Annotated in this window: 2 protein-coding genes (1 of these 2 cut by a window edge); both read right to left on the minus strand. The window is 62.5% G+C overall.

Annotated elements, in window-relative coordinates:
* The gene (locus FE851_RS08365) at window positions 1–303 is read right to left on the minus strand and encodes a DUF3467 domain-containing protein (protein ID WP_017182489.1); all 303 of its coding nucleotides are present in this window, start codon (window positions 301–303) and stop codon (window positions 1–3) included.
* A protein-coding gene (locus tag FE851_RS08370; RefSeq protein WP_145201569.1) for a putative Ig domain-containing protein crosses the window boundary here: on the minus strand, window positions 300–17884 show its 3' end. 19507 nt of this gene lie beyond the right edge of the window; 17585 of the gene's 37092 nt are visible here — the last part of the coding sequence; the start codon falls outside the window, past its right edge — the gene reads right to left on this strand; its stop codon occupies window positions 300–302. The genes FE851_RS08365 and FE851_RS08370 overlap by 4 nt, the downstream gene beginning before the upstream one ends.

Raw genomic sequence — 17884 nt, forward strand, 5'->3', positions numbered from 1 at the left:
TCAGGCGAGTTTGCCATATCTTGTTTCATAGTCACGCACGAGTTGCGAGAGCGCCTCGCTCAACCGCTTGGCGGCAAAGGGGCTGAGGATGATCCGATGTTGCAGATCAACCTCCAGTTCCGCGGGCGTAGTGCTGGGCTGGTCCCAATTCTGGTTCACCCCGAAATTGAGCACCACTTCCTCCCGCGTGCTCGTGGCGTTGCACATGTTGCAATAGCTGCTTTTGACATTGGCACTGTTGAACCGAAGCTTCTGCTGGCGCGGCGCGGCCTGTCCCTTGGCCGTCGCGGACTTGTCATTCATTCGCTTTTCTCCAGTTCGCCCGAAGGCCCTTCACTTGTACGCATGGCATCCCTGCGGCGCTTGTCGCCCGCCTTCTCTCTCGGTTGATTGAGACCGGGAATGAGAATGGGGAGGAAATCATCAGTCGTGGAACATGCAGGGCTATCGCCATTGTCGAGCAGGAAGCGCGACAGCCATGTCGCGCACTGATCATCCGCGTCCGTCATCGCGGCTATCATCCGGCTGGCAACCGGCTGCGCGTTCATGTTGATTTTCGGCTGCACAGGCGCGGCCCTGGCGACAGCCGCTGCCGTTACGGCGTCATCCATGGGGGCTGACGCTGTCGGCACTGGCGCAACGGGCGCTGGTGTCGACGCCGGGGATGGTGGCGTGTCGGAATCTGTTGCCGGGGCGGGAGCAGCCGCGTCGGACTGATCCTGCTTTTTGCCGTCCATCCCCACTTCATACCATGCCGAATCCGTCGCTCGAATATCTTGCGCCCAGCGATCCACCGCATCGTAAAATCCGTAGGTGATCGGACCGAAATCGGCGGGAAGCACGACCTGCGATTGCCACAATGGCGCTGGTTTGACCGGGATGGATTCAATGTCCGGCAGCAGCGGGTTCGCCAATGGGCGATGGTCGCGAATGTCAGCGATCAGCGCAGGCGGCGCGTCGCCCCATGCCGCAAAGCCTTTGTCGATGTTCAGCGCCACCCGTGTCGCCAGCCACAGATCCGCCATGGTCTGCCGACGATCTGCATTGGCATCGCCATAATAGCCAACCAGTTGCAGCGCCTGATCATCCTCGGTTGCGGAGGGCGCAGCCGCGTTGATCGCTTCGACCTTTATCTCCAGCACTTCGCTGGACCCGTAAGGAGCCGTGTCTGGCACGGTTGCATCCAGGCTGAGTATCCAGCGGTCGCCCGCAGCGATCGGCGTGTCGCTGCTGACGCTGATCCGGGCCAGACGCTTGCCGCCAGCGGCCGCCTCCGTCACGAAGCCGAGGCTCGCGCCCGCAGGCAGATCCGCGCCCGGCAACACGCCATCGACCCGCAACAGGGCGGGATCGTACAAGACCGTGAATGTCATGGTCTTGACGCCGCCCTGGCTGGCAAAGCTGACTTTCAGCCCGGCATTATCGGCAAGCGGTACGTCGACATGCTCACCCGGCCCGCGCATGAAGTCGGGCAGGCGCGCGCTGCCCGCCATGGACTGGCTGAAGGTCAGGCGCGTGCGATAGACGCCACCGACCAGGCCGTTATTATCGCCGTCCAGCACCGAACCATCCGCGCTGATGAATGCACCGTCGGCAATGACCAGATCATAGCTGCCATATTGCAGCGGCTTGCCATCGGCGCGCGTGAGCGTGAAGCCCAGCCCGTCCGTCGCGAGGCCGAGCGTGAGTGCGAGCGAATTGCCGTTGCCGTCGGTGAGTTGCACCGCCTGGCTGCCCGCCAGAGCATCCAGCGGTTCGGAAACACGCACGACCAGCCCGCCATCGGTAAAGCCCGCCTGCGTCAACCGCAGCAATGGCGGATCATTGACGACGACGCCGAGCGGTGTCGCCGAGAAGCTGCCATCGTCATTGCGCAAGCGCGCGCTGACCAGGAAATTGCCGTCCTCTGCGTAGATGTGGCTTGCCGCGCTGGCGCTGCCTTCCACCGATGTGGGCGTTGTGCCATCGCCCCAGTCAATGACCCATTCGATCGGCCGGTCGTCGCCGGGATCGCTCGAACCCAGCGCGATCGTATAGGTTTTGCCGGTCAATATCGTGGTCAGGCCAAACACGCTGAGGACCGGCGCGACATCGGCCACGGCGACGTTGAAGTTCTGTTCCGCCTGCGCGCCATGGGGGTCGGTCACGCGGACGGTAAAGGCCGCCTCCGCCCCGCCGTCGGCCGGTTTCCAGTTCAGCAGCCCGCCAGCCGTCAGCGTCGCGCCCGCTGGTCCGGAGACGAGCGAGAATAGGAGGTCGCCAGTTGCATCATCGGCATCGCTGGCGACGAGCTGCAACGAAAGCATGCTGCCTTCATTCACCGTGACCGGGCCAACAGCCGCCAGCACCGGCGCGACGTTCGTGACTTCGATATTGAAGCCCGTTTCCGCAAACGCCCCCAGCGGATCGGTCACGCGAACCACGACCGGTTGAGCGCCAAGCCCGGCGGCTGTCCAGCTGAACTGGCCATCGCTCGTCACGCTTGCGCCTGCCGGACCGCTGACCAGCGAATAGACGAGCTGGGCTGCGCCATGGTTGCTGTCAGTGGCCGAAAGCGTGATCGCGACATTGCCGCCCGTCTGTACCGAGCGATCGGCAATCGGCGCGAAAATAGGCGCGGGGTTGGAGACCTGGACCGCAAAGCTGCGCTCGGCAATCAGCCCGCCGGTATCCGTCACGCGCACTGTTACCGTCTGGGAGCCGGTTCCGGTCGCAACCCATCGCAATTCGCCCGTGGGTGACAGCGTTGCGCCGCTTGGGCCAGCGATCAATGTATAGGTCAGGTCCGCCGCCGCATCTTCGGTATCACTGGCGACAAGCTGCAACGAAAGCACGCTGCCTTCGTTCACGGCGACCGGGCCGACGTCGGCCAGCACCGGCGCGACGTTCGTGACTTCGATGTTGAAGCCCGTCTCCGCCGATGCGCCCAGCGGGTCAGTTACGCGAACCACGACCGGCTGGCTGCCCAGCCCGGCAGCCGTCCAACTGAACTGGCCATCGCTCGTGACACTTGCGCCTGCCGGACCGCTGACCAGCGAATAGACGAGCTGGGCTGCGCCATGGTTGCTGTCGGTGGCCGAAAGCGTGATCGCGACAGTGCCGCCGGTCGATACCGAGCGATCGGCGATCGGCGCGAATATAGGCGCAGGGTTCGAGACCAGGATCGCAAAGCTGCGCTCGGCAATCAGCCCGCCCGTATCCGTGACGCGCACTGTCACGGTCTGGGAGCCGGGATTGCCCGCCTGCCAGCTGAACAGGCCGCTGGCCGATATGGCCGCGCCATCGGGGCCGCTCACCAGCGAATAGGTCAGCGCTTCGGCGACATCCTCATTGTCGCTGGCCGTGATCGGCAGGATCAGGAGCTTGCCGCTTTCAACCGCCACATCGCCAAGGACAGGCAGCGTCGGTGCGGTGTTGCCGATGACCGGCACGACATTCAGGGCGAAACTCCGCTGGTCGAACGCGCCTTTGGGATCGGTCACGCGGACCGTCACCTGACGGGGACCGCTTCCGGTCGCTACCCATCGCAATTCGCCGGCAGGCGATAGCGTCGCGCCGCTTGGGCCAGCGATCAGCGTATAAGTCAGATCCGCCGCGGCATCATCATCATCGCTTGCGGCCAGTTGGAGCGTGAACAGCGATCCCGCATTGACATCCCGATCCGGCAGCGCGGCAAAGACAGGCGCTTCGTTGCCCGGCGCGACGACGGTGATCGCAAAACTGCGTTCGGCAATTCCACCGCCGCTGTCAGTGACGCGCACGGTGAAATTCTCGATGCCCGGCAGACCCGCTGTCCAGCTCAACAGGCCCGACGGGTTGACGCTGGCACCGGCTGGGCCGGAAACGAGCGCGTAGGTCAGGCCCGATGCGACATCCTCTACGTCGCTTCCCAGCAGATTGAGCGTGACGAAGCTGCCCTGTACCGCGCTGCGATCCTGCACCACGGCCAGTTCCGGCAGATCGTTCACCGCGTTCACGGTAATGGCGACGCTGGCCGACACCGGCGCGCTCAGCCCGTCGGTGATGCTGTAGGTGAAGCTGTCCGCTCCCGCGAAATTCGCATCCGGGCGATAGGTCCACGCTCCGCCCGTCACGGTCGGCGGGATCAGCGTGCCATTTGCCGGGCCGCTCAGGATCGCAATGCTCAGCAGATCGCCATCGGCGTCGCTGTCATTGGCCAGAAGATCGATGGTTATGTCCTGATCTTCATCGCCGCTACCGCTGTCATTGGTTGCGACTGGCGCGTTATTCGCCACCGCGACGAACGCGACATTGTCGATGGTCACGCGGCTGTCGAGGTCACCCATCGCAATCAGGTCGAAGGAAAGCAACGCACCGTTGCTGCGGTCGACCCCTGCAAGCGAAACGGTCACCGTCACGCTGCCCGTCAATGGATTGCCGGTTACGGTCACGCCAGGGGCAAGGTAGAGCGACCCATCAGCCTGAAGGTTGAGCAGGGCGTCGGACAGGTCCAGCCCGTCCAGATCGCCCAGCAGCGACTGGCCCGTGACCGGATCAAGCAGCGCCACTTCAAAAGCATCAGGCGGCAGCGCATTGTTCGACCCCAGCACCGCAGACCGGATCTGGAAACTGATTTCCGTTGCGCCATTGGGCAGGACGAATTTCTGGTTGAGCGAGGACAGGAAGCGGCTGTCCTCCGCAAGGACGCCCACACCGCCGGACACGACGCCGCCGCCCACTGGCGACCAGCCCGTCGCCGTACCAAAATCGCCATTCTGGAACGGCGCGGTCGCTGGCGTCCCTGAAGGCAGCAAGGCGAACGGCGCACCAACCACGACAACCGGCACCGAACTGCCTGTCCCAGTCAACGTAACGGTGCGAACGGCACCCGCGCCTGGCGCTGCGACCGGCACGACCGGCAGATCGGCCAGGCCGGGCAAGCGCCGCTCGCCAAGGCCCAGCGCTTCATTCATCACCCGGCCAATGGTCGTGGTCGGCAATTCCGACAGGCCAAGTTCATGCCCCATTTCATGGATGAGCACGGTAAGCAGGTCGTAGCGGCCTGCCGCCGCGCTACCGTCGATCGCAAGCATCCGTCCGCCCGACGTCAGGAACTCGCTCGATCCGTCCGGCGTAATATCGATGAACCAGCCATGCCCGGCACCATCCGCATCAATCGTGATGACATGGCCCGAATGAACCGCCAGCGCAGCGCCCTGATGATCGGTCACGGCAAATTCAAGGTCGGCCAATTTCTGCGCATCGCCGTCGCTAATCCCCGCTGCGATCCACGCAAGGCGGGCATCATCGACGAGACTGGCCAATTGTTCCAGCGTGACGGCTGGAGCAGCGGGCGTGATTGCGACCCCTTCGGCCGCGACCTGCGGCGAACCGGGCATGACCCCGTTGATCGCGGCGACCGTCGTAAAGCGCAGATCGTCGAGCAGATAGATCTGGCTGACGGCCGTGCCCAGATCCTTGGCAGCATCGGTGATCGCATCGATGAACGCCGCGTCCTCCAGATCCTGCTTGTCTTCCTCCGTCGGCGCCATGTTTTCATGTGTGATGGTGATGGTCGCCGAACGGCCCTTATATTCGTCGGGAACGATGACGGAGAATTCGCTGGACGTGAACATGCCGGTGCCCAGATCGACCTGACGCGCGCCCTCTTCCTGATTGGCGACCAGCGCATCGATGGTGGGCAGCCCCGCTCCTTCGAACCGCACGCGGATCTTCGCGCCGGGTTGCAGCATATAGGGCTTGTAGATCTTGAAGGTCAGATAGGGCTGGTCCTTCGGCACATAGACGAAATTGTGGGTGATCGAATCCAGACCCGGCAGAATTCTACGCGTTTCCATCTTGATCGCTTCCCAGATGTCGCCATCGGGCAGGAAGGAGTCGATGATCTTTGTGAGCGCCGCGCTGGCCCCCATGATCAGCGAATAATTGTCCTGATTGGGAAACAGCTTGTCGAAGCCGCTTTCGATTGCGTTGGAAACATAGGCTTTCAGCCGCTCCAGACCCGCTTCATCCTTCGTATCGGCGCCCAGAGACATCGTCACACCGGTGCTTTCGACCAGCGTGTTCAGACCATCGTTCAGCGCTTCCGTCGCAATACCGGCGGCCTTGAATACCTTGTTGGTCGCCTTGAAATATTTGTTGATCATGTCGATTTGCTTGCCGGCATCGAAACCGGCCCAGCCGACAACCTTGGCCGCCAGCTTCGCTTCGACAAAGTTCAGCGTCGGCAGCTTGAAATTGCCGATCGTGATCTGGTTGGCCAGGTTGACCTGACTGTCGAAAAAGTCCTCCCAGATCTTGACCAGCACCTTCTTGACCAGCGCCTGGGGATTTGTGTTGACCATGAACAGCGCGGCGACATCGATGTTGCCGATAGCGTCGGCGTCGGGCAGGCCGAGCAGGTCGAGCTTGAACCCCTGCCCGCCATGAAATGCGAAGCCTGGAATCTCGTAGGAAATCGGGAAGCGCCCGGCATCGTCATCCAGTTCGCCGGTCGCAATGCGTTCCAGATGGACGTTGAGGGATTCGCGCGTGCCCTGTTCGAAATTGCCGTTGAAGATGCTCTGGACGGCAGAACCACCGGGATTGGGCGCTTCGCTATTGTCGGTGGTGACGTCCACCTCGCCACCGCTGATAATCGGCCGGAAGTCCGCCCCGCCGCCTGCGACGGAATAGAACCAGCCGGTGCCGACGCCGTCTGTGATGTTGAAATGGGTCGTGGACGTCGTATTGCCGGTGACCATCTGGTTCGCCGCACCGATCCGCACCGACATGCTGGGGCTGGTGACCTTGGCCGGATCGACAAAGTACCAAGGTTCCATATTCCATTGATCGAGCGAGGGTATGCCGAATACTTTGGGCCGGATGCCATCGTCGGTGATGCGCCGATAGATATCCAGACCCTGGAACTTGGTCATGTTGGTGTCGATCGTACCGGCATACCATTGCCAGACGCGGCTATGCGGGCCGCCTGCCCCCAATCCGGCGAAATCGTCCAGATTGAAACCGGATACACCCGGCACCACGCCACCCAGATAGCGGGATATATCCGTCGGGCCGATGTCGCGCCCGTTGGGCGTCGCCGTCGTGAAGGTCTGCGACGCCGCATCCTGATAATAATTGTCGCTGAAGCTGACGTTCGACCACAATTTCACGTCCGGATCGAGGAAATCGCCGAACTTCACCGGGTCGAGCTGTATGCCCAATGTCTGCGCCAGATCCTGAAACTTCTGGATACGGAACGCCATCTTCGCGGCACCTGCCGCTTCGACCATGCCCTTGCCGACGCCGCCCAGGATCGCGCCTGTCGCCACCAGTGTGAGGCCACCGGAGCCGACCGCCGAACCGACAGCCCCCACCGCGGTAGCGACCGACCGCACGGCAAGCGCCAGCGATTTGAAGCTGCTATAGGCCTTGGCAATGTTGAGCAGGGTGTTGACCGGAATATCCAGCGAATCCTGCACGAAATCATGCGGGTCAAGCGTGGTCATGTGAATGCCGCTCGTGACCCGGCCATAATAGCCCAGGCGCTGGATAATCTCGCTATTGACCACCGTGCCGCGCGAATGGCCGATGAAATGCAATGGCGAACTGAGCAACGTGTTGTTCGATTCAGCGTCCAGATCCATGAGCGCGGCGAACAGCGAATCGGCGGCAGCTTCGGAGAAGCCCGCTTCGGCATGGGCGGATTCGCGGACCCAATCGGAAATCAGCACGACAGGCTTGCCCGCATAGGCGGCCAGCATATCACCGGTGACAACCCTGGTCGGGTCGCTCATGTCCACCCAGGTGCCTTCATTCTTGTCATAGAGCAGGACGATACCGCCCCCGCCCAGGCGTGAAATCATCTCCCCCATTTCCTGGAACGCGGCAGGCTGGTGGAAGGAATCATTGTCAGTCCAGATGCCGTCCAGCTGGAATCCGTGGGTCAGGACGGTCACGCCGTTGAAGGTGCCGGCTGGCGCCTTATCGGGCAGAACGGTAAATTGCCGGAAATCACGAATTCCAAATTCGGTTGAACGCACGCCCCAGAAATAGGTCTGCCCGCCGGTCAGAACCCGCGCAAACTCCGGATCGAAGGTCAGTTCAAACTTGCCGGGCGGCAATTCCCCGTCCGACACCACTTCGCCGCTTGCCAGAACCCGCCATTTGCCCGCTTCCAGATTCACCTTGGTGAAGATGCGGCTGGGATGCTTGTCGGCACCCTGCCAGTCGGGCTGTTGCAGCACGCCCCGTTCACGGATGGGATCGTCGGGCCACAACCCGTCACCGGGCGCCAGCGAACTGAGATAGAAGCTGGTCTTCATCACCGATCCGGCTGGCATCAGTGTCGGATCAAATTCCCATTTGAACGTCAGAGGCGGCGGATTGTCGCCGTGAATATCCAGTTCGGTCGTCGGAGTGATCAGGTTGAGCGCCTGGATCGCATTCAGCGCCAGCCCGCGACCATGACGGGTGACATCCACGGCACCTTGTCCGGTGGATTCATTATAGATGTCGAACGGATAGTTGGGATTGTCGATCGCCTTGTCCTGGAATTCGACCAGCAGCTTGTCGAAATCGCTACGCTTGGCGATATCGCGGACCTTGTTGATGTCCATGATGACGATGTTACCGGCACCCCGGTAATTGGCATAAAGCTTGGTGCCGGAACTATCGACGCGCAGTTCTTCCAGGAACGCGAAGGGCACCGGCGTCGTCGCGCCGACAAGCTGGCGGTTGGGCCCGAAGGGATCCTTGATCACAAGGATTTTGGAGCCGACCCGATAAAATTCGTCGACCAGCTGCGAATAATCGAGGTCGCGATACCAATAGAGTGTCGGGACGCCCCAATCGGCGACGAACATATATTCCAGGTCCGGCGTGACCGCGATGCCAGACGCATTATGGACGTTCAGGTCCGGCACCCGGCCAAGCGAAAACCGGCCTTCATCCGTGCTGCGCTTCTTGTCCACGCTGACGACCAGCCCGCCGATGGTGAACGGTTGTTCGAACACGCCGATTTCCTGACCCATGGTCAGGGTGCCGATCTGGGTAACGACATGCGTGCCGGCTGGCGTATATTCCAGCAATTTGGCGCCGCGATTGCGATCGCCACGGGCAACGAACACCATCTTGTTCGGATCGACCGTCGGCTGGATATCGAACACTTCGATACCCGACGCCACCTTGTCGACGACCGTACGCCAGCCATGGATATTGACCTCACCCTCGACAGGGCGCTGCTCTTCATTGACGTTGACGACCATGATCAGGCCGGGATCGCTGTTCTGATTGTTGATCCAGGGGCGCTGACCGAACATTTCGGACACCGGCAAGCCGACATAAAGGCGGGTGCCGTCGGCGTTCAATGCCATGCTCGTGATATGGCCGAACTGTTCACCCCGGCTGGTGATTTCCATGTTCAGCGTATGTTGCGGATCGCCAACGACCTTTAGATAATTGTCCCGGCCCGGATCGATGTTGATGACATAGACCTTGCCCAGCCCAGCCGCGTAGAGATAGCCATTCTCCGTATCGACCGCGAGCGCCGTGACAACGCCGCCTTCGACCTTGATGAAATCATCGTTGCTGTTGGGGTTGAGGTCATATTGGCGCAGCGTTAGCGTGTCGATGACGGCAATGCCCTTTTCCGTCGCGACAAATGCCGCGCCCAGATCGCCGGTCACGACGATTTCCCTGACCGGCGCGCCCAGATCGATGCGCGCGATCAATTCGTCATTGGGCTGGAATTCTTCGAACGAGAGCTTGCGATCGATGATCTGAACGCCGTTCGCATCGCCGACAAAGGCATATCCCGCCTTGTTGTCGATCTTGACGACCGCGCTTTCCACCAGTTCCGTGAAATCATTGGGTTCGCCGCTCGCCGAACCGAACGAGCCGACTGCCGGGCGCACGATCGTGACATCGCTGGCCCCCAGCAGGACAGTGGGCGGCGCGGTGAATTTGAGTTGCTGCACCCCGCCAACTTCGCCCGTTATCACCGCATCGGATATGACAACGCGCTTTGATCCATGGGTCAGGACGACGCGGACATTGTCTCTCTTGGCGCTGATCGACCCGGCTTCACCATCGATGAAGTCAAGGCCGGTTATCGTGACGGCCGTGCTCCCGTCATTGGCGACCAGCGTCGACACGCTGGAGACCACAGGCCCCTTGTCGGACTGGAAGGCTTGTGGCGGGAAGTTGGCGACGATCGTCTTGCCGTCGTTGAGTTCCGCTTGCGTGAATTCGGGCGACAGGTCGATACGGCGGACGGCTGCCTGGTCTTTCGCCAGATCGGCGTAAATCTGGATTTCCTTGAGCTGCGCAAACAATGGCAGCGCCACGGATCCAAGCGCGGCGCCAGCCAGACCCAGCGCGACCGTCGCGCCAGCCAGGCCACCAACCGCGGCAATACCGATCGCGGGCGCGAATACCAGCGCATTGAGCGCCGTGAAGCCGACGTTCAGCCGCAGGATCGGCAGCGGTTTGGCCGCCCCCGCGACCAGGACGGCCCCGCGCCTGCTGAGGCCTGGGAAGGGCGGCGATTTCGCCCGCGCCATCCCGTCAGCATCGATCACGCCTGAATCGATGACCGTCCAGACAGGGATAGTCTCGCCATTCGGGCCGAGCGGCAAATCAACGCTGGCGAAGAACCAGACCTGATCGCCCGCATTGCCCGCAACCGGCACGGCGATCTGCACGGTATCGTTGAATTCCGCGCCATCGACCTGAAGGTCGAACGCGCTCAGGAAATGAAATGCATCGGTCGCCGGCATGACGATGGGCAGTTCAGCCTCCGTCAGCATATCGATCGTGACCGTGGCATCGCCGCTCAGCGCCCCTGGGCCAAAGGCGATCTGGACACCATCGGCATTCTGCACAATCGCACCAGCAGCGCCGTTAACCGCGACATCGTCGCCAATGACCGGCGGTGCGACGGACACCATCACCCGGTCCTCGCTGAACCCGTTGATCACCGTGACAAAGGTCGATCCCGCACCCACACCGCGCATCAGGCCGTTTTCATCCACGGTCACGATCGCGCTGTCGGCCGACACATAGACGGTCCCCGCCGCCGCCCCGTTGGCGAAGGTTTCCTCTGTCACGTCAAGGCTGGTGATGATCGCGCGCGAACCACCGTCGGGCAACAGGGTCACGCTGTCGGGATAGGCGTTGATGCCGTAAATCTGCGTCATCAACTCACGCACGCTATTGGGATCGCCCACCGTCAGGGACGTGGCCGCCGCAATGTTGCCGCGTGAAACCTTCAAATAGGTCGCACCCTGGGCCAGAGCCAATAATGTCCCGTCCGATCCCAGACGCACGATGTCGGGATGGCCGACGCTCGCCGTCACATAGGAATAGGGGAGCGCAACATCGGCCTGATCGGCGAACTGACCGATAAGGGCCACGCCGCCGCTTTCGCCAGCGGCCGCAAAGGCAGGCTGGCGCTGCGCGAAATTCAACGACAGCAAGGCCGCGTCGGAAACATTGATGTCGATGACGCCTTCCGCCGAGCTGCCAAAGCCGTCATCAGCCGAAAAGCGGATCGAAGCCGCGCCAGAATAGCCAGCGGTCGGCGTGAACAGGACGCCACGCCCGTCAGCGGCAAGAGCCGCCGATCCGCCGGTTGCCCCGACGACCCGGAAATAGAGACGGTCTCCATCGGGATCGGTCGCCAGCTTGGTCAGGTCGACATAGCGCTGCAAGTCGACATGGGTTTTTTCCGTCGGAATGGTGGAGGCGATCAGGGGCGACTGGTTCGCCCGGAACCCATAATTGGCAGCGACGATCTGCGTGTCGGTCGAGTTCGTCACGCCATCGCCACTGATGTCCGATCCGGCCAGGGCCGCGACCACGGCGGCGCTGTCCAGTCCGTCGACCTTCGCATCGCCATTAATGTCGCCCGCAGCGCGCATCTCGAAGGCGTAGGCGCCGCTGCCCGCAATCCGCAATTCGTGCAGGCCCGATGTGGACAGCGCAAACAGGGTCACGACCTTGCCGCCCGCCTGCGCGCTGGCCAAGGGGGATAGCCCCGCAATCTGCGGCGTGACCGAACCTGTCGTCTCTACCCTCAGAATGACGAAGGCATTGGGCAATCCTTCCAGTTCGGTTTCACGCAGCGTGAAGGCGAAACTTGCAGCCCCGCCTGCGCCAAGATCGCCCGATATCGTCTGGCCGGTGAACTTTGCCGGAGTGGCCAGATCAGCGACAATCGCTTCGGTCGCGACTGTGCCGTCGGGAGCATAGACGATCCGCTTGCCAGTTCCCGACGAAGGCACTTCGAGCGCCAGCCGCCCATCGACATAGCCGTAACGGATGCCAGCGCCGGTCACGAGGTCGCGCAATGCGGTCAGCCGGTTATCCTCGTCCCAGCTATAGATGCTGGCCTTGCCCGACGCATCGGTGACCTGGGTGACATTGCCGCGCGCATCCTGCAGGAAACGCAGCGCATCGCCGCCCAGCGCGGTGACGCCGCTGTCGCCGATCAGCAGCTTGCCTTCCGCCTTCTGGATTTCGACCGTGCCGCGCTGGCTATCGAGGATGTAGATCGTGCCATCAGGCGCGCGCAGGGCGTAGTCCCTGTCACCAAATGACGGCGAACCCGGATTATAGGCCGCCCCGCTATCCACATCGTAGAATTTGCCGCCAATCTTGCGAAGCTGCACATCGATCGAGCTGAACTGCCAGCCATGCGTGCCATCGGCTATCCAGGCGGGGCGGTAGAAAGTCTGTCCGCCAATAACCTCTTCGACAGGGTTGAAGGTAAAGCCCGCCCGCTCGCCGGTGGGCAGGGTCAGGAACAGCCGCGTGCCAATCTCGAACGCGGGCAGCGCGCCGCCCGCATTGGGTTGGGTGCCGACGCTGGTCACAATATCGGCGTCGATCCCAAGGAACGTCCATTTGCCCGTGATACTGTCATAGGCGCGGACGAGATCGAACGGCACGCCGCCCAGCACGGTCGATATATCGACATGCTGCGTCGTATAGCGGGACAATTTGTCAGCGCCGGTGCGCAATTCGATCATCGCCGTGTCGACACTGGTGCGACCGGAAATGTCGGTAGCGGTCAACCGCAGACGATAGAATCCATCCGCCAGACTGCGCCCGTCAAGCGTCGCGAGCGTGCCTGTCAGATTGGAACCGCCTTCGCCCAGCAGGGTGACGTCGCCCTGCCCGTCGATCAGTTGCAGCGTCCAGCGGTCGAGATTGCTGTCGTCGACGGTCCCGGCAATCGCAAGGGTCGACGTAACGATAGCGTCATCGATCGCGCCGTCGAACAAGACGCTGGGCGCATTTTTGTCCTGCGGATCGCGGACCTTGAAGCTTTGCGTGATGGTCTTTTCACCACCATCTGCATCCCGCGCGGTGACGGTGAAGACATATTTGCCCGGCGCCCCGGCAACTACCGTCGCCCGACCATTGGCGTCGAGCAGCACCTCCTGACCGTCAAGCTGAACGCGCAGGGATGTGATGTCCGCCAGACTGTCGGCCACGGCATGGATCAGCACATTCTGGCCCGGCGCCGCCGGGAAACTGGGCGTCAGTTCCAGGCGGACAACGGGCGGCACCGGCTCGATCGTGGCGCGCAGCAATATGGTCTGCCGGACCTTTGCCCGCCCGTCATCGGCGATCAGCGTGACGGCATAATCGCCCGCCTGGCCGGGACCGGGGGTCCAGACAAATTCGCCGGTGACAGCATCGAAAGTTGCGCCTTCCGGCAAATCCTCTGCGGAGAATGTCAGAACATCTTCGCTGTCCGGATCGCTCGCCCGGACAGTAAACCGCTTTTCTTCTCCGATCAGGAAGGCGTGGAAGCCTTCGTCGAGCACCGGCAGGCGGTTGACATTGGCCACCCTGACCGTGACGTCGATCGTATCGACAGCGCCCAGCGGATCGGTCGCGGTGAAGCGCAGGATATGATCACCGGCCTGCGCATAGCCCGGCGTCCATTGAATTTCGCCCCGCGCGGGTATGAACAGCATGCCTTCGGGCAAGCCGTTGGGCGCCTGATAGATGACGGGATCGGCATCGGGGTCGCCCGCGATGATGCGGAACACCATCGGCGCGCCTTCCCGCGCCAGTTGCAGGCCCATCGGCACGAACACCGGAGCCTGATTGGCATTGGCGACCCTCAATATGATCGTTTCGCTGCTGCTTGAATGGCCGTCGCTGACGGAGAAGGTGATGCTATATTCGCCGCTGGAATTGAGCGGCGGCGTCCACACAAATGCGCCGGTAGCCGGATCAAGCGAGGCCGTATCGGGCGCGCCGCTCATCGTGAAGGTCAGGCTGTCATTGTCCGCGTCAGCCCCGCCCAGGGTGAATGAGAGCGTTTCGCCTTCCGTGATGCTATGATTGCCGACCGGCGCAAGCTGCGGGGCCGTATTGGTCGCGCGCACCACCACCTTGAACGCGGCGGTGTCGCTCACCGGCGTAACCGCGCCGCTACCGGAATCGGTCACCGTGACCAGAGCATCATGCGTGCCCGCCTGCGCCAGTGTCGGCGTCCACTCGATCAGCGCCCGGCCATAAACGCTGGTCGGCGTTATCGTTGCGCCCGGCAGTCCGGCAACAGCATAGGTCAGCGCATCCTGATCCATGTCGGTGACATTGACGATGACCTTCATCGTCTCGCCGATCACCGCCACAACGTCGCCGATATAGCCGATTTCCGGTGCCTCGTTGGGGCTGGTGACCTTGATCGTGAAGGCATAGCCGCCCGCCAGCGGTTCACCCGTTCCGTCCCCGTCGTCGGTCGCCGTGAGGATGACGACATGATCCCCCCGTGCATTGGCGCCGGGCGCAACGCGGATCTTTCCAGTGCCGTCGCCATTGTCGACGAAGGTGATGAAATCGGGCAGCGGACGGAAGGGGCTTTCGTTCCGCAGGGCCAGGACGAGCGGATTGCCATCCGCATCGGTGGCGCTGACGGGAATTTCCAAGACGGCGTCCTTGGCGACCGTCGCATTTTCGATCGGGCTTACCACCGGACGGCGGTTCTGGTTGAACACGCTGATGGGGACGATGATGTCCGTGGTCAGCGGAACACCCGTGCCATTGCCGTCATCGGTCGCACGGAAACGCACCACATGATCGCCAGCCTGCACATTGGTCGGCGTCCAGGTGAAATCATAGGTGTCCGGGTCGAAAGTCGCGCCGGGCGGCAGATCGCCGATCAACTCGACGGTGACGGTCCGGGACGTTTCGCTGGTCTCGACCGCCTCGCCCGTTTCGCCGTTGCGAAGGGCGGGGGTATAATAGGGGTTGTCGGGATCAAAGGCGAATATGTTGAAGGCAAGCTGTTGCCCTTCCAGCACCTGCCATCCGTCGAGCTGGTCGAACACGGGTGCGGCATTGGCATTTTCGACGGTGATTTTCGTGACGAACCGGACCAGCGTTTCGCCGTCCGTGACGAAGAAGGCAATGTCATAGACGCCGTTCTGGATATAGTTGGGTGTCCAGGAAAATTCGCCGGTCGTCGGGTTCAGCGTCGCGCCGAAAGGCAGCGTTTCCGCGCCATAGGATAGTTCGCGGTCGCTACGCGAACTGGCGTTGATCCGGAAATTGACGAAGTCGCCTTCACGCGCGATCCTGTCGGCAACGGGCACCACCTGCGGCGGCTCGTTCCGTTCGGCGACGAACAGGGTGACGACCACTTCGTCACGCGACAGCCCGTCGGTGACGAAGAAGCGGACATCATATGTCCCGGCCGATTCATAGCCTGGCAGCCAGGAAAATGCCCGTGTCGCCGGATCGAAGGTCGCCCCGGCAGGCAGACCATCCGCCCAATAGGTCAGCGGCTGCGATTCAGGGTCGACTGCAACCAGTTCGAATTCGAACAACTGCCCTTCCCCGCTCGACACGGCGGAAAGGGACGAGACAAATTCCGGCGCACGGTTGCCCCCGGCAATCGCCAGCACGAAGCGTTGCAACGACACGGCGCCGCGTGAATCGAAAGCCTCTATCACCACCGGCGCGAGCGATGCCGTCCCCACAGGCGGCGTCCATTCCAGCAGGCCGGTTGTCGAGTCGATCGTCATGCCCGCAGGCGCGGTCAGCAATCCGAAGGACACCGCCTGCCCTTCCGCGTCGTTCGTCACCACCTGATAGCTAAGCGGCGTGCCGACGGTCGCTGATTGCGGTGGCACGCTAACGAAGGACGGCGCCGTGTTGGGAACGGCGTTCGCGACGATGCCGGTCACGAAATCAAGCCGTCGATTGGCCGAGGTCGTGATCGAAACCGTACGGCCGGACGTGCTTTCCCCTGCCTCCAGCACGCCATCGGCGGGCAATGCGCCCGACAGGTCGATCAGGAAGCGGCCATCGTCGGTCTGGCCGGTCGCGCCCTGCGGAATGCCGGGGAAGCCGCCAAGCGGGTCGATCGTCAATAAGGCCGGCAGGGTGATCGGTCCGTCAGTCTTGTTGGTGATCGTGACCTTGTAGGAAATGGTGCCCGTCGCACGGTCCAGCCTCGTATCCTCGAACAGGATGTCGACAAGCGTGGAAATATCCTCGAACGCGGAAAATCCGGTTTGATAATTGACGCCCATGCGCTGGCCATTGGCCGATGTCAGCGGCGCGCCGATGGTCAGTATATAATCGCCCGCCGGGATATTGCCGACGTTCAGATACGCGGTCCGGCTGGCCGCATCATAAGTGACGGCGCGGATTTGCTGAACGCCCAGAGTGGCGTGGTTGAGCGTGTAATATTCCGCATTGGTCACGGATCCGGCCTGACTGGCCGAACCGGCGAACATATCCTGATCGAAGGTGACCGACAGGAAAGCCTGGGGCAGCGCAATCTGCGCATCGGGAGACGGATTCGTGGCGACGACAACGGGCGCGGTCGCAGGCGCCACGATGTCGACCTGGTTGCTCTGGCTCACCAGCACACGGCCATCGCTCGTGGTGATGACGACATCGCCGCGCGAACCGCCCTTCGCCACGTCGATCCGACGCAGGGTCGCGCTGTCCACCATGGTCAGCGCGCCGCCCGGTTCGGCCAGCCCTGCATCGTCCACCGTTTCGGCGGTGTGCGTGACGAACAGCAATCCTTCGAGCCGCGTCCCGGCCTTGCCAAATGCCAGCGAATCTGCGGGCGCATCGAAGGTGAGCATTGTTTCTGCCCGCGCGCGATCGGTGAAACGCACCACCTGCTTGCGGTCGGGCCAGGTCACCGCCCACAATGCACCGTCATTGTCGAAGGCCAGACTGCCGACGCGCAGATTTTCGTCCCTGCTCCACTGGGTGAAGCTGCCATCGTCGGGATCGAAGATCGACACGCCGCTGTTGGTCGACACGTAGATTTTGCCGGTCGTGGGATGCACCGCCAGCGCGATGGTGATACCATCGCCGAACCGGTCCAGAATGGCCCCGGTCTGCGGATCGAGCCGCAGCAGCGGCCCGCCGCCCGTGGTCGCCCACAGGCCGCCCTCGGCATCGAACGCCATGTTGAAAATGGGCGTGTCCAGCTCCGCAAACGGCGTCGCCGCCGCGCCGCCCTGCCCGCTGAACTTCCAGATCGTGCCACGATTGGTGCCGCCGGAAACGAGGAAGTCGCCGTCCGGCGTCTCCACGATCGCCATCGGGCCGATTTCGGTCGTGCTGCGCGTGATGCCGGTGGCGAAAGCGCGGGCGACAAAGGGGCTGAGGACGGAATCAAATTCGCTCGGCGCGCTCAGCGGAGCCGCAGCAGGAACCAGCGCTTCGGCCTGCGTGAATAGCGCGTTGGTCGAAGGTTCCGGCGTGGGTGCTGGCGGCTGCCCGAAATTGGGCGCCGTCGTGTCGGGCACGGTGGGCACGCCGCCCAGATTGACGCTGGACCCGTCGGAAATGGCGTTGACGCCGGGCTTGGGCACTTCGCGATTGCCCGCAATGTCCGTCGCGAGCGCCAGGAATTCATAACTTTTGCCAG

The sequence above is a fragment of the Sphingobium sp. B2 genome, assembly GCF_007693735.1.
Lineage (GTDB): Bacteria > Pseudomonadota > Alphaproteobacteria > Sphingomonadales > Sphingomonadaceae > Sphingobium > Sphingobium xenophagum.

What these genes read in the sequence shown, in the direction of transcription:
- FE851_RS08365 (WP_017182489.1), bottom strand. Translation starts at nt 303, where the DNA reads ATGAATGACAAGTCCGCGACGGCCAAGGGACAGGCCGCGCCGCGCCAG.